The organism is Eubacterium sp. Marseille-QA0814 (assembly GCF_965119675.1).
GTDB lineage: Bacteria > Bacillota > Clostridia > Lachnospirales > Lachnospiraceae > Eubacterium_G.
In genome coordinates, this window is sequence record NZ_CBCPMG010000001.1 from 985659 (window position 1) to 1007690 (window position 22032).

Annotated in this window: 18 protein-coding genes; 5 read left to right on the forward strand and 13 right to left on the reverse strand. The window is 32.5% G+C overall.

Going from position 1 to position 22032, the window contains the following annotated elements; genetic code table 11:
• The first annotated feature begins 90 nt into the window (after positions 1–90).
• Both ACQY63_RS04630 and ACQY63_RS04635 read left to right on the forward strand, forming a co-directional pair.
• On the forward strand, positions 91–591 hold the full coding sequence (locus ACQY63_RS04630; protein ID WP_022164792.1) for a GtrA family protein: 501 nt from the start codon (positions 91–93) through the stop codon (positions 589–591).
• On the forward strand, positions 569–3295 hold the full coding sequence (locus ACQY63_RS04635) for a YfhO family protein (RefSeq protein ID WP_022164791.1): 2727 nt from the start codon (positions 569–571) through the stop codon (positions 3293–3295). Before ACQY63_RS04630 ends, ACQY63_RS04635 begins: the two co-directional genes overlap by 23 nt.
• A gap of 278 nt (positions 3296–3573) precedes the next feature.
• Here ACQY63_RS04635 and ACQY63_RS04640 read toward each other — a convergent pair whose 3' ends face one another.
• Genes ACQY63_RS04640 through ACQY63_RS04670 form a run of 7 tightly spaced genes read right to left on the reverse strand, consistent with a single transcriptional unit; the run spans position 3574 to position 13051 of the window.
• On the reverse strand, positions 3574–4602 hold the full coding sequence (locus tag ACQY63_RS04640) for a peptidylprolyl isomerase (protein WP_022164790.1): 1029 nt from the start codon (positions 4600–4602) through the stop codon (positions 3574–3576).
• Positions 4603–4636: 34 nt separating this feature from the next.
• Entirely contained in the window at positions 4637–5422 is a 786-nt protein-coding gene (locus ACQY63_RS04645) for an HAD-IIB family hydrolase (protein WP_117998856.1), read from the reverse strand.
• A gap of 18 nt (positions 5423–5440) precedes the next feature.
• Positions 5441–7570, reverse strand: coding sequence for an SH3 domain-containing protein (locus tag ACQY63_RS04650; protein ID WP_428244799.1), 2130 nt, complete (start codon positions 7568–7570; stop codon positions 5441–5443).
• A 53-nt stretch (positions 7571–7623) separates the two neighbouring features.
• The gene (locus ACQY63_RS04655; RefSeq protein WP_022165999.1) at positions 7624–10008 is read right to left on the reverse strand and encodes a DNA gyrase/topoisomerase IV subunit A; all 2385 of its coding nucleotides are present in this window, start codon (positions 10006–10008) and stop codon (positions 7624–7626) included.
• Positions 10009–10018: 10 nt separating this feature from the next.
• Positions 10019–11926 carry a DNA gyrase/topoisomerase IV subunit B gene (locus tag ACQY63_RS04660; protein WP_302689926.1) on the reverse strand — a complete coding sequence of 636 codons (1908 nt, stop codon included), beginning with the start codon at positions 11924–11926 and terminating at the stop codon, positions 10019–10021.
• Between the two features lie 21 nt (positions 11927–11947).
• On the reverse strand, positions 11948–12616 hold the full coding sequence (locus tag ACQY63_RS04665) for a histidine phosphatase family protein (RefSeq protein WP_022165996.1): 669 nt from the start codon (positions 12614–12616) through the stop codon (positions 11948–11950).
• Between the two features lie 21 nt (positions 12617–12637).
• Positions 12638–13051: a GNAT family N-acetyltransferase gene (locus tag ACQY63_RS04670; protein WP_302689924.1), complete on the reverse strand. Its 414-nt coding sequence runs from the start codon at positions 13049–13051 to the stop codon at positions 12638–12640.
• A 208-nt stretch (positions 13052–13259) separates the two neighbouring features.
• Between ACQY63_RS04670 and ACQY63_RS04675 the strand changes: the two genes are divergently transcribed.
• Both ACQY63_RS04675 and ACQY63_RS04680 read left to right on the forward strand, forming a co-directional pair.
• Complete coding sequence (locus ACQY63_RS04675) at positions 13260–14747, forward strand: M15 family metallopeptidase (protein ID WP_428244800.1); 1488 nt, start codon at positions 13260–13262, stop codon at positions 14745–14747.
• Positions 14748–15024: 277 nt separating this feature from the next.
• Positions 15025–15687: a Pr6Pr family membrane protein gene (locus tag ACQY63_RS04680; RefSeq protein ID WP_428244801.1), complete on the forward strand. Its 663-nt coding sequence runs from the start codon at positions 15025–15027 to the stop codon at positions 15685–15687.
• A gap of 183 nt (positions 15688–15870) precedes the next feature.
• On the opposite strand, the gene ACQY63_RS04685 is transcribed toward ACQY63_RS04680, so the two are convergent.
• The 5 genes from ACQY63_RS04685 to ACQY63_RS04705 form a co-directional block, all read right to left on the reverse strand.
• Positions 15871–16560: a YjjG family noncanonical pyrimidine nucleotidase gene (locus tag ACQY63_RS04685; RefSeq protein WP_428244802.1), complete on the reverse strand. Its 690-nt coding sequence runs from the start codon at positions 16558–16560 to the stop codon at positions 15871–15873.
• Entirely contained in the window at positions 16560–17564 is a 1005-nt protein-coding gene (gene trpS, locus ACQY63_RS04690; protein ID WP_117998847.1) for a tryptophan--tRNA ligase, read from the reverse strand. The genes ACQY63_RS04685 and trpS overlap by 1 nt, the downstream gene beginning before the upstream one ends.
• A gap of 232 nt (positions 17565–17796) precedes the next feature.
• Entirely contained in the window at positions 17797–18972 is a 1176-nt protein-coding gene (gene rsmH, locus ACQY63_RS04695) for a 16S rRNA (cytosine(1402)-N(4))-methyltransferase RsmH (protein ID WP_428244803.1), read from the reverse strand.
• 634 nt (positions 18973–19606) lie between these two features.
• A complete protein-coding gene (locus tag ACQY63_RS04700; protein WP_022165279.1) occupies positions 19607–20041 on the reverse strand; it encodes a hypothetical protein in 435 nt (144 codons plus the stop codon).
• 231 nt (positions 20042–20272) lie between these two features.
• Positions 20273–20722 carry a hypothetical protein gene (locus ACQY63_RS04705; RefSeq protein ID WP_178061821.1) on the reverse strand — a complete coding sequence of 150 codons (450 nt, stop codon included), beginning with the start codon at positions 20720–20722 and terminating at the stop codon, positions 20273–20275.
• 282 nt (positions 20723–21004) lie between these two features.
• Between ACQY63_RS04705 and ACQY63_RS04710 the strand changes: the two genes are divergently transcribed.
• Positions 21005–21487 (forward strand): S-ribosylhomocysteine lyase, encoded by a 483-nt coding sequence (locus ACQY63_RS04710; RefSeq protein WP_022164562.1) that lies wholly within the window; start codon positions 21005–21007, stop codon positions 21485–21487.
• A 56-nt stretch (positions 21488–21543) separates the two neighbouring features.
• On the opposite strand, the gene ACQY63_RS04715 is transcribed toward ACQY63_RS04710, so the two are convergent.
• Positions 21544–22017: a hypothetical protein gene (locus tag ACQY63_RS04715; RefSeq protein ID WP_428244804.1), complete on the reverse strand. Its 474-nt coding sequence runs from the start codon at positions 22015–22017 to the stop codon at positions 21544–21546.
• Positions 22018–22032: the final 15 nt, after the last annotated feature.

The window sequence follows — 22032 nt, forward strand, 5'->3', positions numbered from 1 at the left end:
GGACTAATTTGCCCTAGCCCATAAAAGTCTAAAAATATAAACAAATTAAACTATTGAAAACCATTTATAATTTAAAAGGACAACAGACAAATGAAAGAAACTATAATTAGGTTAAGGGAATTTTTGTTGGCACATGTTAGTAACAAAAAATTACAGTCTTTAATTATAGGCTTGTTAAGCTACGAAATGGTATACTATATTTTTTTTGGTGCCGGTACTTTCATTATTGACATAGGCATTTTTTCATTAATAACTTCCTATGGATGTACTGCACTGATTTCTAATATAATATCTACCATTTGTGCCATTGTTTTTGCTTATACTACTAATAAACTCTGGGTTTTTAAAAGTAAAACTCACGGATTTACTGAAGTATTTGCAGAATTTATGCGATTTGCTTATGTTAGATTTGCTACTTTAATTATGACTGAAATTATTCTGCTGATTAACGAAAAGCTAATTAACGGTAACAAATATTTAGCAAAACTAATCGCAATGATTATTACGATAATATTAAATTATGTGTTTAGTATATTATTTATTTTTAACAACAGAAAGGGGACTCATAATGAAATCCAAAAAACAGCATAATTTTTCATTAAAAACATGGTTTGACAACAACCGATTATACTTACTGGCATTTCTTATTCCGGTAGTATCAATGCTTGTCGTTTACGCAGTGAAGGGAGTTTTCCCATTTGGTGATGAAATGTACTTACGAAGCGACTGCTATCATCAGTACACACCTTATTTGGAAATACTTCAAAAGAAACTTCAAAGCGGTGGTAGCCTATTCTACACATGGGAAATTGGTGCCGGTATGAACTTTGTGGCAATTGCAGCCTACTATTTATCCAGCCCATTTAACTTACTTACAATTCTCTGGCCTACAAACATGGCTGATTTTGTAAACTTTTCAATTATTTTGAAAATGGGACTTGCAGGCTTTGCTACAACTTACTATCTTTCAAAAAGATTTAAGTCAAAAAACATTAACACTGTAATCTTTGGTATGTTTTACGCATTGTCAGCATATTTTGCAGCATTTAGCTGGAATATTATGTGGCTTGACTGTATGTGGATTCTTCCATTTATTATATTAGGTCTTGAAAGATTAGTAACACAAAAAAGATACAAGATGTACTGTTTAGCTCTCGCCTTTGGTATTTTTTCTAACTACTACATTGGTATTATGCTTTGTCTTTACAGTGTAATATATTTTGTATATCTTCTTTGTGTATCTGATTTTGACAGTGAAATCGGTGCTTTAAAAGCAAGACTTTTAGCTTTAAAGGATTTTGCAATATATTCAGTTTTAGGTGGTGGGCTTGCTGCTTGCATTATTCTTCCTGAGTATTTTAACATGCTTATTACTAAGTCAGCAGACACATCATTCCCTGAAGCTTTGGAAGAATATTTTTCAATGATGTATATGCTATTTAGATCACTTATTTGTGTTCCAATAGCTGATTTGAAATACCCACATGATCCTAACATCTATTGTGGTGTTGCAATGTTTATTTTAATACCACTATTTTGGTTATGCAAAAAAATTAGTAAAAAAGAACGTATCGGAAAAACAGTTATTGCTGTTATTATGTTATTAAGTTTTAGTTTCAATATTCCAAACTATATTTGGCATGGTTTACATTTTCCAAATAGTTTACCTTGTAGAGAATCATTCTTATATATTTTCTTAATTGTAACTATGGGATATGAAGCATTTACTCATATTAGGGAATTTAAGCCGGTACACATTATCGGTTCGGCAGGAGTATCTGTTGGTTTAATTTTACTTTTTGAAGAAATTTTCAAAAGTTCAGAATTATTTACAGATTTAGATATTAGTACAAACATGACACAAATTGCTTACTTAAGCATTTTGTTTATTGGTGCATACCTTGTAATCTTCTTCTGTTTCAGAAAATATCGTGACATGAAAGCGTTTTTCACATATTTACTTGTTCTACTTGTATTCTGTGAATTGACTCTTAACATGACTGTTACAAGTATTCCAAGTACTTCTTCTAGAAGCGGCTACTATGAAGCAACAGAAGCTTATGATAAACTTAACGAAGTAGCCAAAAGCGATGCAAAGAAAGACAATTACAACTTCTTTAGAACAGAAGGCGAATACCATGCAACAAGAAATGATGGTGCAAGATTTGGGTACAACAGTATTTCAACATTCTCTTCTGTAGCATCAGCAGCTATGCAGGATTATTATGATGAGATTGGATTACAGACATCATTTAACGCATATTCATATTATGGTCATACTCCTCTTACTGCTGCTTTATCTGCAGTGAAATATGAATATACAACAGGAAATCCTACTTTGCCAAATTATATGACTTTACTAAGTCAGCAGTCATATAAAACTGTTAACGGACAGAGTTCACTTAAATTATACAAATATAATCAGACTCTTCCACTTGGATTTATGATGAATCTAAATACAGAAGCTAGTTGGAAAAAGAATACAGGCAATCCATTTGCTACACAGAATAATTTCATTAAGTCTGCTGTAAATGATGGCAAGAACATTTTCCACCAGCTTACATCATCTGAAGTCGGTAAATTTAGTGCTGAATACAGTTTAGAAAAAGGCGACAAATTTACTCCTTCAATAGACGAGAAAACAATGGATGTATACTTCTTCTGTGTAACATCATCAGAAACATTAACTGCTACAGTTACAGACGGTAGCATTATGGAAAACCAGAACGGTACACAGACATCTACTACAACAAAGACATTTTCTTCTACAAACCAGAATTATATCTGTCATTTAGGAAATGTAACACCTGGCTCAAAAATCACAATTACAGCCAGCGATAATCAGGCAATTAGTAGTTGTTATGCATACGCATTTGATAACGATGCCTGGTCATATGATTACCAATTATTAAATGCAAATCCATACACTGTATCAGAATACAGTGATACAAAAATTACAGGTACAGTAACTTCAGAAGAACAGGGTATTATGTATACTTCTATTCCTTACGACAAAGGTTGGAGCGTATATGTTGACGGTGTAGAAAGTGCAATTACACCTATTTGTGATGGTGCTCAAATTGGTGTCTTAGTAGATTCAGGTACACATGAAGTAACATTTAAGTATAAACCTCAGGGACTTGGAAGTGGTATTTTAATCAGTCTTCTTTCACTTCTTGTATTCCTTGGCTTAACTTTCAAAGATAAGATTTTAGCTAAGTTTTCAAAGGGTACTGTAAAGAAAATTCAGGTAGCTAAACCTGTTGAAATTAGCGATGAAAGTGATAATGAATAATTATCGTTAATATCAATAAAAAACCATAAAAAAAGAAGTTTTGCTTAACAAATTTATTTGTTAAACAAAACTTCTTTTTTATAAATTTTAATGAATCAAACTTGCAATAAATTCCATCTTAAATTTATTAATCAATGGTATATCAACTGCCCTCATTTTACGGTTCCATTCTATTTGCTATTTTTATCATTATAAGACATATAACACCAATTGCTAAACAAATACTGTAAACTAAATCTTCCTTGTATTATGTTCTTTTATAGCTTAATATTATACGACTAAATATCTCCATACAAACTAAAGAAGTTTGATGATTTTAAATCTTTTATATCTTCAGGGACAATATCTTCCCATTCTGACGTATTAAAATCATAACTGCTGTCCTTTAGGAAACTGTTATATTCTTTCTGGAATAGTGCCTTTTTTTGCTTCTTGATGATATCTTCCTTGTTCTTAGCTGTCTCATCTTTCATATAATTATCAACGCAGTAAATCAGGTAATAATCATTTCCGTCATTAATAATTTCACTGGTCTGATTTTTATTAACGTTAAAGGCTTCTTTTTCCAATGTTGTTGTAGCTTCATTTTTCTTTATAACTTTTGTAGCTGAGTCATCTTCGCTTATCTGCTTTGCTTCCTTTTCGAAGTTTGCAGTTCCTTTTTTAACTTTTTTAGCAATGGAACGTAACTTCTTTTGGATTGTATCAGGGGCTGTATTATCTGATGACATACGAATGTACTGTATTTTTATTACTCTTGCATCTTCTTCACTTACAGTCTCATCTACCTTCTCGGTAACTCTGTTGTAAACCTTGTCCGCCAAATAATAATTTCTGTACAATACTGTTGCTGTATCCAAATCCGCGTCTGTGTATTCCAATTCACTTTGACTTAATGAATTATAAAACTTGTCTGCCACATCATTAATTGAACGCATGTCATCTTTATCTATTTTGATACCCTCTGAGTCTGCCATGGCTGCAATTGTATACTTAACAGTCATGTCTTCTTTAACTTTTTCCATAACGAAATCTTTTAACGTTGTGTCCTTGTCCACTTTTGCATTCCAGTCAACTTTTCCGCCAAAGTCCTTTTTATATTTGTTTACATAGTTCATAAAAATCAATTTGTATTCACTTTTAGAACATGTTAAGTCATCTATTTTAAAAATTTCATCACTGCTTAATCCAAAGATTTTTCCTAATATGAATGTGTCACTTTTTATGCCGCAACCTGTTAAAAATGATGCGGTTAATGTAACTGCAATTCCTGTAGCTGCAATTTTTTTCAATTTTGAAAAATTCATTTTTTCTTCCTTCCTGCCAGTCTCTATTTATGTTTTACATTCTCATAATATCTTCCAAAATAGTATCAACACTTTCCGTAATATGTTTTGCCGCATGTCTTACCTGAGAATCTGCCCATTGCATTGCATAGCTGTAAAAACAATGTTCAAACATGTCTATATCAGTAAAACCTGTTCCAAACACAACTGTGTCTTCTTCTGATATTTCATAAAAGTGCTGAATTAAGGCTATTGCCATACCTTTAGTTACATATTGTCCTGTTATAAACATTTCATTAGGAGATGAAATTGATACATTGGCTTTTGCAGACCATCTTTTGTAAATCTTCTCAAAGCTTTTTTCATCAAATCCATCTTTTGAGCATAATGTAATCTTTGTAACATCTCCATTTAATTCTTTTAAGTCATCAATATGTTCAGGCTCAATCCCTTTGTTATTTAAGTATTTGAGAAACTCGTAATCATGAGTTTTTATAGCTGTATCTTTCTCATTTGAAAAAACCAAACGAATATCATTATTATATTCATCTTTTTCCATTTCAATAAGTACATCTAAACAAACAAGACGGTCAATTGTTGTCTTGCTTATTACTTTTTCTCCCTGAAAAATCACGCCACCATCATTACAAATATAAATAATATCATCCTGTATTTTTCCAAATAATGGTTTAACAAGATTGTAATTTAACCCTGTTGCTACAGCAAATTTAAAATCATTTTCTAACAGTGTAGCGATTAAGTCAATTGTTTCTTCTGAAATTGTTTTATTATTTTCATCTATTAATGTGCCTTCTAAACCACACACAATAAAATTAATCATTTTGCCTCCTAGTTATTTTTAATTTATAATTTTCCTTTTTGTTGATTTTTTTCCATAAATCTTCTTGTTTCCAACTGTTCTATATGCAGCAACCTTATAAAAATATGTCTTTTTGTCCTGAACATTTTTATCAACGCAATTTACATTGTTAGCGGATTTAACTGCTATTCTTGTAAATGGTCCCTTTGCTGCTGTCGACCTGTAAATAACATAACCACTTGCACCAGCTACCTTTTTCCATGTAACTTTCAAAGTTTTGCCCTGCTTAGCAACAGTTGGCTTTTTTACCTTTGAAGGTATTGGTTTTATGGTTACTGCTTTTGATTTTGCACTTTTGTGTTTCTTGCCTGATACAGTTCTATAGGCTTTTACCTTGTAGCTATATACTGTACCTGATACAAGATTTGTGTCCACATAACTGTTAACATTTCCCTTAGGCTTTGCTATTATAACATACTTTCCTGCTGCGTTTTTTCTATATAAATAATATCCATTGATATTATTCTGAGCATTCCATTTAACAGTAACAGAATTGTAATTCTTTGAGCTACCTGAAACTACAGGCTTTGAAGGTTTATAGGATTGTCCAACAGTTATTGTCATAGCACTCATATTGCCTGCTGCCGTATAAGCTCTAACTGTTGTTGTGCCTTTCTTTAATGCTGTAGCATAACCTGACTGGTCAACCTTTACAACTGCCGGATTGTCACTCATATAATAAACACTCTGACCTTTTGTAACTGACACCGGTAACTTGTATTTAGCACCTTTTGAAATTGACTTTTCACTGTGAACATTCAAATAAGATGCTGCAATATAGCCTGTGTAAGTCTTGTTATTTTTCACACATTTTACTTTATACCAGTATGGGTTACTTAACCAAGATGAGCCAAACAGATTACTTGTTCTTACACCTTCTAATATTGTAACATTTGTATTCTTACTTAAAGTTGTTAATGTATTTGTATTAGTGCCTGCACCCTGTCTTAAATTAACTGTTGAGATAACCGTCCCTTGTTTTGAACTGCTACCTATTGTTACCTTGGCACTTGTAGATGGCATATTCGTGTAAACAGGAATTACAAAAGTTAAAGCAAGTTTTGTGACACCCATCTCATTATAAGCATCACTTCCAAGTGCTGCTTCTGAAGCTGCTCCGTAAATATTAGTCATATACTGGTGCTGGTATAAACCGTATGTAGAGTTTTTATTTACATTAAATCTTTGGAAGTATGTAGTGTACTGACCAGCATTAATGTATTTTTCTCCTATATATTCTGCTCCACCTATAATAGATTTTCCCGGTGCTTTCCACTTTCTATTATATGTATTACCAGAGCTTGCCCATGCCAGTCCGTTAGCTATTGGATTAGAACTTGTGTAAGCCCCAATGTTATAGAAATTATAAATTCCCTTGTACTTAGAAGAATACTCTCCATTAACACTACCACTTGCTCCCATACCTGCATATTTTGAATTCTTCTTTGAACCAACTTCCTGAAGTATTTTTGAGGCAATATAATAAGCACTTACCTTACTTCCTTTTGCAGCTTCTATAATTTTTGATGAATATTTAACATCTGTTGACTTGTATTTGCCAGCAGTTGTTAAATAACCAATGTTTGTTTTGTACATAAAAGAGCCTTCTAAAACTGCCTCCACTCCACTTGCAGTCTGTGTTGAATCGTATGCTAATTTTTCAAACTGATAAATATGCGTATCATTTAAAAAGTTTCTCGGATCCATAAAATACTGGACGGCTACCTTTGAGGCTGTTACCCAACTACTACCGTCTTTTGCTATATAAGCTCCTGTAGAAGCATTATAGTCTCCGGGTTCTGTAGACTTTAAATAATTGCTGTAACTTTTTTCAATTAAGCTTCTGTCATCTTTTAATTCATTTTCCACTGCAGTATTAAAATTGATTCCCGTATTATAAGGAACAAATTTCCACTTAGGATATTTTTTGTGAAGCTTCCTTAAATATGGTTTATAACTGTCAGGAAAACCTTTAATACTTGTCTCAAACGAATCTGCTGCCATTACTTCTCTGCTGTCAAAAGATATTCCAAAAAACAAGTTTACAATCATGGTTACTATAACAATTATTATAATTGTGTTTTTTACTGTTTTTTTGCGTGCTCTCATATATTTCATCCTTTTTTTGCATAACAACAAGTTACAAGTTCTTCAAAGTCTCATTATCTGCGAACTTTTACACCTTTAGTACCGCGCTTTCCAATTTTGAGTTTTCTAAGTTCCACCTGTTTTCCTTTATATTCAACAACTTCATTATCGCCAATATCCAAAAGATATACGTGTGTAACAAAGTCTTCTGCATTAAGTTTAATACCCTTAACACCAAGTGTTGCCTTCTTCAATTCAGGTACTTCCTTAATTGGGAATCTTAAGAATATACCGTCGTTTGTCTGTAAAACTAAGATTTCTCTTGTATACTGTAATTCTTTCTCCTGATGATTGTCAGTATCCATATTGGTAAATTCCATTTGCTCATAATCAAGCATTTCAAAATCATCTGAACCACCTGATAATGCAATAGGCATTTCAGTGTCTTCCACAACTTCCTTCTCTGAAACTCTTGTAATGACTACTGATACTAACTCATCATCTTTTCCAAGCTTTGTGGCTGCTACTGTTTTTCTGTTAGTCTCAAACTCGCTACCATCAACAAGCTTTATCATTCCGTTTTTAGTTGTAAATAAAAGTTTCTTATCTTTAATCATATCAAAAGACATTAATGCAATTATGTTTTCCCCCTGACTACTGTAATTGCCTAAATTGTCAATTGGGACACCTTTTTCTCTTACTTTCTTTGTTGGAATATTCTGTACCTTAATCTGATGAACATTGCCGTTATCTGTAAAAATACAAATTGTATCTGTGTTCATACAGTTAAAGTAATATTTGTTATTGGCTGTAACACTTTCAATATTTCTATCAAATGCTGCCGGCTCTAAAAGTTTGGCATAACCGAACTTGTCCTGAACAAATACAACTTCCTGTTCAACAAATGCGTTTTCATCAAACACAGCTTCTTTTCCATCTTCAATAAGAGTTCTACGTGGTCTGTTGTATTCCTTTTTAATGGCTCTTAAATCCTTCTTGATGGCATTTGTCATGGCTCTTTTACTGTTAAGAATTTCTTCGTAATCAGCAATCTGGTTTACAAGTTCTTCGTATTCTTTTTGAAGAGCCATAATTTCAAGACCGATTAACTTGGCAAGTCTTAAGTCCAAAATTGCCTGGGCCTGACGTTCTGTAAAACATAAATTGCCTGCTAATAAAGCTGACTCAGGATTCTTAAATTTAATGCCTTCAGTATTACCGTTTACAAGACAGTCCTTAACCTGTTTCTGGCTTTGACAACCTCTGATTATTTCAATTATTAAATCAATAATGTTAGTTGCCTTAATAAGACCTTCCTTAACTTCTTTCTGTTCTAAAGCCTTATTTAAAAGAGTTGTATATTTTCTTGTGGCAAGTTCATACTGAAAATCAACACTGTATTTAACAATCTGTTTAAGGCCCATTACTTCCGGTCTACCCTCTGCAATGGCTAACATATTAACTCCAAATGTATCTTCAAGTTTAGTTTTCTTATAGAGCATGTTTGTTAATTTTTCAACATCTGCTCCCTTTTTCAACTCTAAAACAATCCTAATACCATCTTTATTTGATGCGTTGGAAATATCAACAATATCATTTGTTTTCTTTGTTTCAACAAGGTCAATTACGTCTGAAATAAACTTGCTTATTCCTGTACCAATCATTGTGTATGGAATTTCAGTAATAACTAACTTGTCTTTTTCTCTGCCTTTGCCTTTTTCAAATTCTACTTTTCCACGAAGCTTGATTTTACCTGTACCTGTTTCATAAATTTTAGGCAAATCAGACTTGTTGGCAACAATTCCTCCTGTGGGAAAATCCGGGCCGGGAATTATCTTCATTAATTCTTCTGTTGTAATGCTGTTCTTGTCCATGTAAGCAATAACCGCATCCACAACTTCCCCTAAATTATGAGTAGGAATATTTGTTGTCATACCTACGGCAATACCTTCTGCACCATTTACCAAAAGATTTGGTACACGTACAGGAAGTACCTGTGGTTCTTTTTCTGTTTCATCAAAGTTTGGTACGAAATCTACAACATCTTTATTTAAGTCTGCCAAATAAACATCTTCTGTAAATTTCTGTAGTTTAGCTTCAGTATAACGCATTGCAGCGGCTCCGTCACCTTCAATTGAGCCAAAATTTCCATGACCGTCAACTAACGCCATTCCTTTTTTGAACTGCTGTGCCAAAACTACTAAAGTTTCATAAATTGAACTATCACCATGTGGATGATATTTACCCATTGTATCACCTACGATACGGGCTGATTTTCTATGTGGTTTATCATGAGATAAGCCTAACTGATCCATTGCATAAAGTACACGTCTTTGTACCGGCTTTAATCCGTCTCTTGCATCCGGAAGTGCTCTGGCACAAATAACGCTCATCGCATAATCAATATAACTTTTCTGCATTACCTCAGAATATTCTGTTTTTATAATTTGTTCTGCCATTAATATCTCCCTAAATATCTAAATCAGCGTCTTTTGCATGATTATAAATAAATTCTCTTCTTGGACCTACTTCACTTCCCATTAACATACTTGTTACATCAGAAGCAAGTCTTGCGTCCTCTATTTCTACCTGTTTTAAAATTCTTGTTTCAGGATTAAGCGTAGTCTCCCATAACTGGTCAGGATCCATTTCACCTAAACCTTTGTAACGTTGAAGTGTAAAACCTTTGTGAGTCTTTCTGTATTTTTCCAATGCCTTGTCATCATACAAATATTCACCTTCTCCTCTTTTTGGAACAACCTTGTAAAGAGGTGGTGTTGCAATATATACGTGACCGTGATTAATTAATTCAGGCATAAATCTATAGAAAAATGTAAGTAATAATGTATCAATATGAGAACCGTCAACGTCCGCATCAGTCATAATAATAATTTTGTGGAATTTTAATTTTTCAATGTCAAAATCATTTCCATAGCCTTCTGAAAAACCACATCCGAAAGCATTTATCATTGTTTTAATTTCTGCATTTGCCAGTACCTTATCTATTGATGCTTTTTCAACATTTAATATTTTTCCTCGAATTGGCATAATTGCCTGTGTCTTTCTGTCTCTTGCTGTCTTGGCTGAACCACCCGCAGAATCTCCCTCCACTATGAATATCTCACATTTTTCAGGTTTTCTGCTTTCGCAGTTTGCAAGTTTACCATTACTGTCAATGGAAAATCTACTTTTTGAAAGCATGTTTGTTTTTGCTTTCTCTTCTGACTTTCTGATTTTTGCAGATTTTTCAGCGCAGCTAATTACATTTTTCAAAGTCTCAATATTTTTATCAAAAAATAAAACAAGCTGTTCTCCTGCGATGCTCTTTGTTGCTTTTTCAGCGTCAGGATTGTCCAATTTTGTTTTTGTCTGCCCTTCAAATCTTGGATCAGGATGCTTACATGCCACAACAGCCACTAAACCATTTCTAACATCTGCCCCTGTAAAGTTTGAATCCTTCTCTTTTAACACACCAAGTTCTCTTGCGTACTGATTAATTGTCTGTGTTAAAACTGACTTGAAACCTGTTATGTGTGTACCGCCTTCCTGGGTGTAAATGTTATTACAGAAACCTGAAATATTTTCTGTAAATTCATTTATATACTGAAAAGCAATCTCAAGTTCAATGCCCTCAATATCATCTTTAAAATAAATAATGTCTGTTACTTTTTCCTTGTCCTTAGTCATGTCAGCTATAAAAGCCTTAATTCCGTCAGGTTCAGAAAATGTTACTGTCTCCTCTTCCCCTACTCTTTTATTTTCAAAAATAATTGTCAGATTAGGATTAAGGTATGCTGTTTCATGGAGACGGCTTTTAATTGCATCTGCCTTAAAATATGTTTTTTCAAAAATTTCTCCATCAGGGAAAAAGCTAACAGTTGTACCTGTATCATTTTTTCTGCATTTTCCAACTTCCTTTAAGTCGTAGCAAATCTTACCCTGTTCATATCTTTGGTTGTAAACTTTTCCGTCTCTTTTTACATTAACTTCCAGCCAAAGTGATAAAGCATTAACAACTGATGAGCCTACACCATGGAGGCCACCTGAAATCTTGTAGTTACTATCACCAAATTTACCACCTGCATGAAGGGTTGTAAAAACAACTTCCACTGCCGGCCTACCTGTCTGCTCATTTAAGTCAACCGGTATGCCTCGTCCATTATCTTTAATTGTAGCCGAACCGTCTTTTTCCAAAGTTACTGTAATTTCAGAACAGTACCCTGCCAAATGTTCATCCACCGAATTGTCTACTATTTCATATATAAGATGATTAAGTCCTTTAGTACCTACGCTACCAATATACATTCCCGGTCTTTTTCTTACCGGTTCAAGTCCTTCAAGTACCGCTATACTATTTCCATCATAATTATTAGCCATAAAAAACTCCCTGTCTTAAATTTATTTATCTTTCTGCATTCTGAAAAAACCTGTTCCAAAATGCTTTCTCATTAAATAATCTTTTCCTTCCAAATGTGCAAAGTCATTAAATCTTTCAATATGGAAAGTTTTCATTTTTTCATCATACATAATGTGAGTGATACTGCTATTTTCAATTTGTCTTCCGTATGTAAGCCATTTACAATAATCAGCTCCCAGAATTCCTGTAAGCAAAGCTCTTAGAACTCCACCATGAGTTACAACGCATACATTTTCGTATGGTTCCTTTGTTAAATCCTTTAGTGCTTCCATTACTCTGTTAAACACCATTTCACAGTTTTCACCACCGTCAGGATATGGCAAATCTTCTTCCATTAAGACTCTCTTAGAAAGAAAATCCTGATATTTTTCTTTAATAACAGAATTCTCAAGTCCTGTCATACCGCCAAAGTTTGCTTCCTGCCATCTTTCATCTATTACTCTCTTTTTATTCAAATGAGAATTAATTATATCTGCTGTCTCTTTTGCTCTAATAAGCTGACTTGAATAAACAGCTTCTATGCCATAATCATTTTCTGCAAGTCTTTTTCCTAATAAATCTGCCTGCTCTCTACCTTCTTTTGAAAGTTCCACATCTACATTACATAATGTACTGTTTTGTCTGCCGTGTCTTATTAAGTAAATATTCATAATCTTACTCCTTCCAAAATTCTATTTTATGTACATAATCATTCCCGGGCCTAACTTATCATTAGGTCTTGAAATAAAGCCTTCCTTCTTATAAAAGTTTTCTCTGCCTCTTGCACACATTAAATCAAGCATTATCTCTGTGTCACTTAACTTTATTTCCTTTACATAATCAATAAGCTTAGTAATAATTGCATGTCCCATGCCTTTTTTCTGACATTCAGGAACAACTATAAGGTCCTGTATATAGCAGATTACTGCCCCGTCACCTACAATTCTTCCCATGCCTACAGGCTCATTATCTTCATAAGCCACTACTGTATAAAGACTCCCCTTTATTGCTGCTTCTGCCTGAGTTTTGGTCAATTTCTTCCAGTTTACTTTTTCTCTTAACTTTAAATATGTATCTATGTCCAATTGATTAGTTTTTAAAATCATAATATCTCTTTTCCATTAAGTAAGTCTAAGCTTTCCAACGTCAGAACGCAAAAAGCCACTTTAACCAATATATTATACAATATTTATTTTCTTTCTTCAAATGATTTTCTGTTATAAAATATTATTTTCTATTATAAAATCATCTTTTATGGTAAACTTGTAGACAGGGTATGTTTATGCCTAAAATATTTTACAAGGAGATATGAAAATGAAAAAGAAACAATATAGTTTAGTCGGGCTTTTCATTGTCGCATTACTATTTAATATTGCTTTTATTTTTAATGGTAATGTTTTTGCTGACACATTATCCACAAACTATCAGCCAGTTATTGACAATGTAAATAAGACTGCAGACTCAGTTGAACTACGATGGCATGTTAGTGATGATGATTACTACTACTTTAATATTTACAGAGCCACTTCTAAGGACGGCGACTATCAGTTATTGTCACAAAGCTATTTCCCTTATTATACTGATTATAATTTCAGTGCCGGCGTGCATTATTTTTATAAAATCGAGACAGTATATTTCGATGAAAATGATAATTTGCAAACAAGCGAGGCAACTTTCGTAGAAGATGTTTTTACACCTCTTGCTGTACCAACATTAAAAACAGCAACTGCCGTTAAGTCTCATGGCATAACACTTAGCTGGAACGGGACAAAGGACTCACAAGGCTACGAAGTTTACAGAAGCACCACTTCAAATGGAAGTTATTCATTAATAAAAACCGTAAAAACTACCTCTTTTGATTACTATATGGCACCTTACAGTTACACAAATAAAAAACTTACAGTTGGTAAAACCTATTACTATAAAATACGTGCTTATGTAACTTATGACAATGTAAAATATTACAGTAATTTTTCTACAGTAAAATATGCCCAGGTTCGAACTGACAGTGCAAAAATTACTACTACATATTCAAAAAAACCAAAGACCAACACTCTTTACTGGAAGAAAATTTCAGATGGTAACGGTTATGTAATTTATTATTCAACAAAATACAATGGCAAATACAAAAAGCTTGCCACCTTAAAGGGTAACAACAAATTACACTACACTCATAAAAAAGTAAAAAACGGCAAAGCCTATTATTACAAGGTTTACAGCTATAAAACAGTTTCCGGAAAAATGCTTCTAAGCGTTGAACCCGGCTATTATGAAAAATACTGTAACTACTACTCTTTTGAAAATGAACCTTATGACAGTCGTATACAAAGACTGTTTGGCAACAGTAAAACTGCCTGGTACAAAACTTCAAAAATTGCAAGTAAAAATATGAAAACAGTTAGAATTAAGGTTTGGGACAGAACAACAGTTGGCAAAAAATATACAAGACATTTTTATGTTACGGTGAACAAGGGACTGGCACCTTCTGTAAAAAAAATGTTTAAAGAAATTTACAAAACAAAAGAACGTTTTCCTATTCACGACATTGGTTGCTACAACTGGCGTGGAAACGGCTCAGCCTCTGAACACTGTATCGGCACAGCCTTTGATATTAATTCAAATGAAAACTATATGATTGACAACGGTCAGATTTTAGCAGGTTCTTTTTGGAAACCTAAAAAAAGCAAATATTCAATTCCACTAAAATGCCCGCTTGTAAAAATTTTAAATAAGTATGGCTTTGAAAGAGGCTTTTGGGGCAACAGAAAAGACTACATGCATTTCTCTTATTTGGGAACTTAATTTGTTCATACACAAATGTTAATACGCAAACTATAGTTATGTAAAATCTGTAATCGTAAAAACTACAACAATATAATAATTTGAATATATTAGATTAAATATAATAATTTAAATATAATAGTTTAAATATATTAGATTTTTTAATATATTACTCAAACATGTTTTTTAATCTATAAAAGTGTTTGAGATTTTAAAACACGCAATTAACAATGAAATATTTTACAAATGTTTTTTTCATACTCCTGGTAATAATATTATTATCAGGAGTGTTTGTTTTATGAAAAAAAGATTTGAGTTAATTTACAGAATTTTATTTATAATCATATCAATTACAGGAATCGCCATACATTTTGACATTAATGACAGGGATGTTAATGTTCACGAATTTAGTTTCTTTACATTGTGGAGCAATATTTTCTGTGCTGTATTTATGAGTGTTCTTTTAATTAAACATTTTACAAAAAAGAATACCCGCTCTACTCTTTTAATTTATTTTAAGGGCATGGCACTGTCCTGCATTACATGTACATTTTTAATTTATCATTTTTCAGAACATAAAATAGTATTGCAACAGGACACTATGACACCTCTTGGATTGCCTGTGGAAAGCATCATCGCCCACTATATTGTGCCGTTTATGTTTGTTTTTGACTGGCTTATATTCCAGCCCAAGGGATTATTTAAATGGAGTTATATTTTCAGTTGGCTTGCTTTCCCATTAGTATATATTTTCGCATTTTTTACAAGATGTGCCTGTAACACACCGGAAGAATTTAGAAATGTACCTAAATACCCATACTTTTTCCTAAATTATGACTATTTGGGTATGAGAAAGTGTTTACTCTACATTGTGGTAATTACCGTTATATTTCTGGCGGTTAATACTATTATTGTTTTTGCAGATAAATTTTTAAGCAATTTAAAAACAAAAAAACATTAAGTATTTCTTTGAATCAACCTTTAAACTGTTATGTTTCAAGTTAAACTTATATTACAAGTTTAATTTTTATTACCAATTTAACTTTTGGTCATTCAATAAATACTTAATGTTTTTTATGTAAGTAATATAAAATTTCTCTGAAATTCCTATTACGTATAAAACATTCCACTAGGAAATAATTCTTTATTTTTCTTTTTTTAGAACATCATACAATTCTTCTAAGTTGCCTATAACATAATTGATTTTCATATTGTCAGGTGTGGTTAGATTATGTGGATTGTACCAGCATGTTTTAATACCTGCATTTGTTCCACCCTGTATGTCTGAACTTAAGCTGTCGCCCACGATAATTGTTTCATCTTTATTTAGATTAGGAATCTCAGCAAAACATCTTTCAAAAAATCTAATGTCCGGCTTGTTTATTCCAACTCTTTGCGAAATAAATATTTTCTTAAAATATCTTTCTAAGTGGGCTCCGGCTATTCTTCTATCCTGAACTGAAGCGGTTCCGTTGGAAACTATGTATAAATCATATTTGTCTTTTAAATTTTCCAACAGCTCTACTGCTCCAGTCACAAAGAAATACTGATTACTTAACATTTCTTCGTATGTTTCCCAAGCTTTTTGCCCTGAACACTGAACACCTATCTTCTCAAACAGCATCTCAAATCTGCCTAAAAGTACCTGATTTCTTGTCAGTTCTCCTGTTTCCAACTTTTTCCAATGAAGATCATTTATCTTGCTATAAAGCTTAATAGTACTTTCATCATGTGGCACTCCAAGAACTGTTAAAGCCTTATCCAATGCTACATGCTCGCACTTTTTAAAATCTAAAATTGTATCATCTAAATCTAATAATATATTTTTTATCATTATCTGATTTTTTCTGTAAGTCCGACTTTCTTCTGAACTTTTCTTAATGTTTTGTTTGCAAAATATGCAGCCTTTTCGTCATTTTCTTTTATAACACCATTAAGATATGCTTTGTCTTTCTGAATTTCATAGAATCTGTCCTGTAATGGTTTAAGTCTGTCTGCAACTGATTCACCTACTGCTAACTTAAACTCGCCATAACCTTTTCCGTCAAATTCTTTTTCAACTTCTTCAATAGTCTTTCCTGTAATACATGAATAAATGTTAATTAAGTTCTGAATTCCAGGCTTGTCATCAGAATATCTGATTTCCATATCTGAATCTGTAACAGCTCTCTTGAACTTTCTGATAATTGTGTCAGGATCATCCATAAGCAAAATACTTGCATTTGGATTCTCGTCTGATTTTGACATTTTTCTTGATGGATCCTGAAGGCTCATAATTTTTGCTGTTGACTTTCCAATGTATGGTTCAGGAATTGTAAATACATCACCGTAAATTCCATTAAATCTTGTAGCAATATCTCTTGTCAACTCTAAGTGCTGCTTCTGGTCAACACCTACAGGAACAACATCTGCCTGATACAATAAAATATCTGCTGCCATAAGTGACGGATATGTAAATAATCCTGCATTAATATTGTCAGCATGCTTTGCAGCCTTGTCCTTGAACTGTGTCATACGGTTAAGTTCACCCATGTATGTGAAGCAATCTAAAATCCATGCAAGCTCTGCATGTGCAGATACATGTGATTGGAAGTAAATACAGTTCTTCTCAGGATCTAATCCTGCTGCAATATATAATGTATATAAATCTCTTGCTCTCTTTCGAAGTTCTGCAGGATTCTGTCTTACAGTTAATGAATGTAAATCTGCAATTGCATAAAAGCACTCATATTCTTCCTGCATCTTTAACCAGTTGTCAAGAGCTCCTAAATAATTTCCTAATGTAAGTGTGCCTGTTGACTGCATGGCACTATATGAAACTTTCTTATCTCCTAGCATATTTTTTCTCCTTGAATAATATTGTTTGTCCATTATTTAACATACCATTGTATTGTATCACTTTTGTAATAAATTGTATAGAAAAAAGTATGGAACCAGTTCTTTAATTACTGCAATTACAAAGCTTTTTACCTGCAAATTATTTTTCCATATTATGATATTACAATGTTCGCAAATTAAGTTTTAAATATTTAAACGTCAAATATAGAATATATTAATACTTTTATAACCTTTACTTCTTAATTGCCCAGCGCATTTTTGTCGACTTGGCTCTTGGGTTTCTGTTGCATTCAGCCTTTCCCGGTCTTATTACATCTCTTGCCACATCACTGTAAATACCTTGTTTTTTTAGAGCCTTAAATGACTTTTTCACCAATCTGTCTTCTCCTGAATGGAATGTGAGTACTGCTACTCTACCATTTGGTGCCAAAACCTCCGGCAATTTTTCCAGAAAATCATATAAAACTTCAAATTCATTATTAACATCAATTCTAAGTGCCTGAAATGTTCTTGCGCAACTTTTCTTGACAGCTTCCTCCCTTTCTTTTTTAGGTAGGTAAATCAAAGCCTTCTCAATAATATCTTTTAACTGAGTTGTTGTTTCGATTTTCTTTTTTCTTCTTTCTTCAACAACTGTTTTTGCAATTTCGTAAGCATAAGGTTCGTCTGAATTTTCAATAAGCATACCTTCCAATTCATCCATTGAAATTGTATTAATCCTTTCTGCTGCAGAAATTCCCTGATTTGGATTCAGCCTTAAATCAAGCGGTCCTTCATATTTGTAAGTAAAGCCTCTTTCCGGATTATCAATTTGCATTGACGATACTCCTAAGTCAGCTAAAACAAAATCAAATTTTCCATACTTTTCTGCTACCTTATCAATATCCTTAAAGTTAATATTTACACCTGTAAAAATATCTTCCCCAAAGCCTTTGTCTTTTAGCCTTTTTTTAGTTTTTTCTATTTCAATAGGATCAATGTCAAGTCCGTACACATGCCCTTTTCCTTCTAGCCTCTCCAACATTTTTGACGTATGCCCACCATAGCCTAAAGTTGCATCAAGCCCTTTTTGTCCCGGTTTTATTTCAAGAAAATCAAGAATTTCCTGAACCATAATAGAAATATGCATTCCCGCAGGTGTGCTACCCTTGCTAATTACTTTTTCAATTGTATCCTTGTATTTTTCAGGATTGTGCTCCTTGTACTTTTCCGCAAAAGTTCTAGGATGAGTTCCCTTGTACCTTACACGACGCTTGTGTGTTTTATCCTGAATATTGTTATCTTGTTGCTGGCTATTTAGTATATTGTTTTCTTTTGTCTGACTATCTTGATTTGTATTGTTCTGAGTTTTTTCATATTTGTCTGTATTTATGTTCTTTTCACTTATGTTGTTCTTGTTATCTTCCATTTTCTACTCTCTATACTTTCTTATATATTTTGCACAATATATCCTTTATTTTAGGCATTTGTGCAATTTCTCCTGTATTTGTACTATTCGCTTTTTGTTATCTGTATTCCTACTTGCAAATATTTTGGAATCATTGCTATTTTTGTTCCTATTTAGCATTGATCGTAACTGATATTTTTTGTTCCTACTAATGTATTTTATTACATGAATTGTACTGTTTTAGTTATATTTTCTTGTAGATTTGATGTTTGTATTTTGGATAATATTTGTGGTTTGAATTTTATTACATGAATCACACTCTTTCAGTTATATTTTATTGTAAATTTTTTTACAAAATCTATTATTTTCTCTATATTTAATTTGTATTATCTTTTCTATACATTATATTGGGTGCATTTATTTAAATTTAATGTAATTATTCTTAGTTAACATTCCGAATTATATCAAAAAAAGAAAGTGCTGGGCGGCAATGCCCCAACTCCCGCAAGAAGTAAACTTGTTAAGTTGAACACTTTCTTTGAAATTAGTATAATACCTTGTATAATATTCGTCTAGCACTTTTTACTATAATCAACATTCAATAATTTACTGTTTTATATGTTGTTTATTAATTATTTTCTGTATCAACTATTTCCTAATAGATATAAATACCTTTCTCGCCTACAGACACACCCACTTTATCAATATATATGCCGTTACTATTCTTTTCGAAATGCACTTTGTAATATTCACAATCTTCAGCATTTTTTCCATTCTTTAATGTTCCTTTGTAACGTACAACTACGCAAATATAATTTTTGCCCCAGTTTTCGTTTTCAATATCACACTCCATTTTTTTTAGTTTTATTCCACCTGCTTCGCTCCAATTATTTTGTATTGTGCTATAAATCTTCTCTCCGGCACTGTTATTTATAAACCTAGCATCAACTTTATTTTGTGTACAATTCAAAACTACTTTTTTAATTTGAGCTACAGTATTTTTTCTCTGAACGTACATATAGATAAATCCCAATAGTATTGCCAATAATATAACAATCACTATGATTAAATATGCTTTTTTCTTTTTCATAAAATTTTCTCCTAAATAATTATTTTACACCATTTTATATTCATAATTCTACTATACAGACATCATAACGTAAACAATATTCTTATAATATCTAGTATTGTGTCGATATTTTTAGGAATTTGGCAACCCTTTACAATTTTATATTTGATTTTGGTTGCCAATTTTATTTTACTCAAAACTCATTAATTCACCGATACAATCGTAAACTAAAACTAAGCCAGCATATTCAAATTAATATCCCTCATTAGTAACTTTCCATTTACCATTTTGTAATTTCAAATATATTGCTCTGGTAGCCTGATTAGTTTCATCGTATATTTGAAACATTACTTTTTTGCCTTCGACTTTTTTAAACTTCAAGTTTCTCAACTTATGTGGGAAATTTTTATAATAGTTTATTGCGACTTTTTTTGCTTCATCAATTTGTTCATCAGAATATGCTGATTTTATTGTTTGACTATTATCTGTACATGTTGTTTCCCTTGTGTTGCTGTTGTCTTTATGCATTGAATTGTGGTTTTCTTTAGTATTTGTAGCATCCGATGTAATACTACTATTTTCAGTCACTGTTATCACTTGCTTTTTTACTGTTGTACTTTTCTGTTGTACACCATCATTTTTACATGCAATCAAAATGATTGATATAGTTGTTAGAACTAAGCCTATGAGAATCCTTTTCATCTTTAAAACCTCCATAATATATTAATTGTTATTGATATACCAAATGTTTACATCAAATAAGCATCAAAACAGCATCAAAACAATATATATTTTATGTTATATGATAGTGCTTTATGATTCTATATAAGCTTTGGGTTGCCATATTCTATTTTATCAATAATATATTTCGTCAAAATATTTCAATATAATTTTAGAAACTTATCACGCTATCTTTTTGTTGATTTTTCCCATACAATTATTTAATATATTTCTAGAAATTTATTATTTATCAGGAGGCATACTATGGAAAAAATTGCAAGTTTTACAATAGACCATTTGAAACTATTACCCGGAGTATATGTTTCAAGAAAAGACAAAGTTGGTGAGAATACTATTACAACTTTTGATATTAGAATGACACGACCTAACTTTGAGCCGGTTATGAATACTGCGGAAGTTCACACTATAGAGCATTTAGGCGCTACATTTTTAAGAAACCATAAGGAATTTTCTAACAAAACAATTTACTTTGGACCAATGGGATGCAGAACAGGTTTCTATTTAGTTTTGGCCGGAGATTACGAATCAAAAGATATTGTTGATTTAATGAAAGAAATGTTCGACTTTATGAGAAACTTTGAAGGCGAAGTGCCAGGCGCATGTGCTAAGGATTGCGGTAACTACTTAGACATGAATCTTAATATGGCAAAGTATTTGTGTAACAAATTCTACACAGAAGTTCTTGAAGATATTACAGATGAGCATTTGGTTTATCCACAAAGTTAATCTATTTTCGACAAATTTTGTAAATGAAACTAATCAAATACACTTTTTCCACCCCTTTATGTTCTCACAGAACTAAAGGGGTGGATTTTTCTGCAATCATTTATAAGCATAAGTCCATCAAATGCTGTTTTTACACCCCTATGTGCTATTACATAACCGAGGGGGTGGAAACTGCCAGAATCTTTTTCAAACACAAGCTCATCAAACTCTGTTTTTACACCCCTATGTGCTATTACATAACCGAAGGGGTGGAAACTGCCAGAATCTTTTGCAAGCACAAGTTCATCAAGCTCACTTTTTCCACCCCTATGCTCTATAACATGACTAAAGGGGTGGAAACTGCCAGAATCTTTTGCAAGCATAAGTTCATCAAGCTCACTTTTTCCACCCCTATGCTCTATAACATGACTAAAGGGGTGGAAACTGCCAGAATCTTTTGCAAGCATAAGTTCATCAAGCTCACTTTTTCCACCCCTATGCTCTATAACATGACTAAAGGGGTGGAAATCGCTGGAATCTTTTGCAAGCATAAGAGTCAAATCATC

Coding starts and splice junctions, on each gene's coding strand:
- ACQY63_RS04630 (WP_022164792.1), top strand. CDS start 91: ATGAAAGAAACTATAATTAGGTTAAGGGAATTTTTGTTGGCACATGTT.
- ACQY63_RS04670 (WP_302689924.1), bottom strand. CDS start 13,051: ATGATTTTAAAAACTAATCAATTGGACATAGATACATATTTAAAGTTA.
- rsmH (WP_428244803.1), bottom strand. CDS start 18,972: ATGGAAGATAACAAGAACAACATAAGTGAAAAGAACATAAATACAGAC.
- ACQY63_RS04650 (WP_428244799.1), bottom strand. CDS start 7,570: ATGAGAGCACGCAAAAAAACAGTAAAAAACACAATTATAATAATTGTT.
- ACQY63_RS04710 (WP_022164562.1), top strand. CDS start 21,005: ATGGAAAAAATTGCAAGTTTTACAATAGACCATTTGAAACTATTACCC.
- ACQY63_RS04675 (WP_428244800.1), top strand. CDS start 13,260: ATGAAAAAGAAACAATATAGTTTAGTCGGGCTTTTCATTGTCGCATTA.
- ACQY63_RS04635 (WP_022164791.1), top strand. CDS start 569: ATGAAATCCAAAAAACAGCATAATTTTTCATTAAAAACATGGTTTGAC.
- ACQY63_RS04700 (WP_022165279.1), bottom strand. CDS start 20,041: ATGAAAAAGAAAAAAGCATATTTAATCATAGTGATTGTTATATTATTG.
- trpS (WP_117998847.1), bottom strand. CDS start 17,564: ATGCTAGGAGATAAGAAAGTTTCATATAGTGCCATGCAGTCAACAGGC.
- ACQY63_RS04660 (WP_302689926.1), bottom strand. CDS start 11,926: ATGGCTAATAATTATGATGGAAATAGTATAGCGGTACTTGAAGGACTT.
- ACQY63_RS04645 (WP_117998856.1), bottom strand. CDS start 5,422: ATGATTAATTTTATTGTGTGTGGTTTAGAAGGCACATTAATAGATGAA.
- ACQY63_RS04705 (WP_178061821.1), bottom strand. CDS start 20,722: ATGAAAAGGATTCTCATAGGCTTAGTTCTAACAACTATATCAATCATT.
- ACQY63_RS04655 (WP_022165999.1), bottom strand. CDS start 10,008: ATGGCAGAACAAATTATAAAAACAGAATATTCTGAGGTAATGCAGAAA.
- ACQY63_RS04680 (WP_428244801.1), top strand. CDS start 15,025: ATGAAAAAAAGATTTGAGTTAATTTACAGAATTTTATTTATAATCATA.
- ACQY63_RS04665 (WP_022165996.1), bottom strand. CDS start 12,616: ATGAATATTTACTTAATAAGACACGGCAGACAAAACAGTACATTATGT.
- ACQY63_RS04685 (WP_428244802.1), bottom strand. CDS start 16,560: ATGATAAAAAATATATTATTAGATTTAGATGATACAATTTTAGATTTT.
- ACQY63_RS04640 (WP_022164790.1), bottom strand. CDS start 4,602: ATGAATTTTTCAAAATTGAAAAAAATTGCAGCTACAGGAATTGCAGTT.
- ACQY63_RS04715 (WP_428244804.1), bottom strand. CDS start 22,017: ATGCTTGCAAAAGATTCCAGCGATTTCCACCCCTTTAGTCATGTTATA.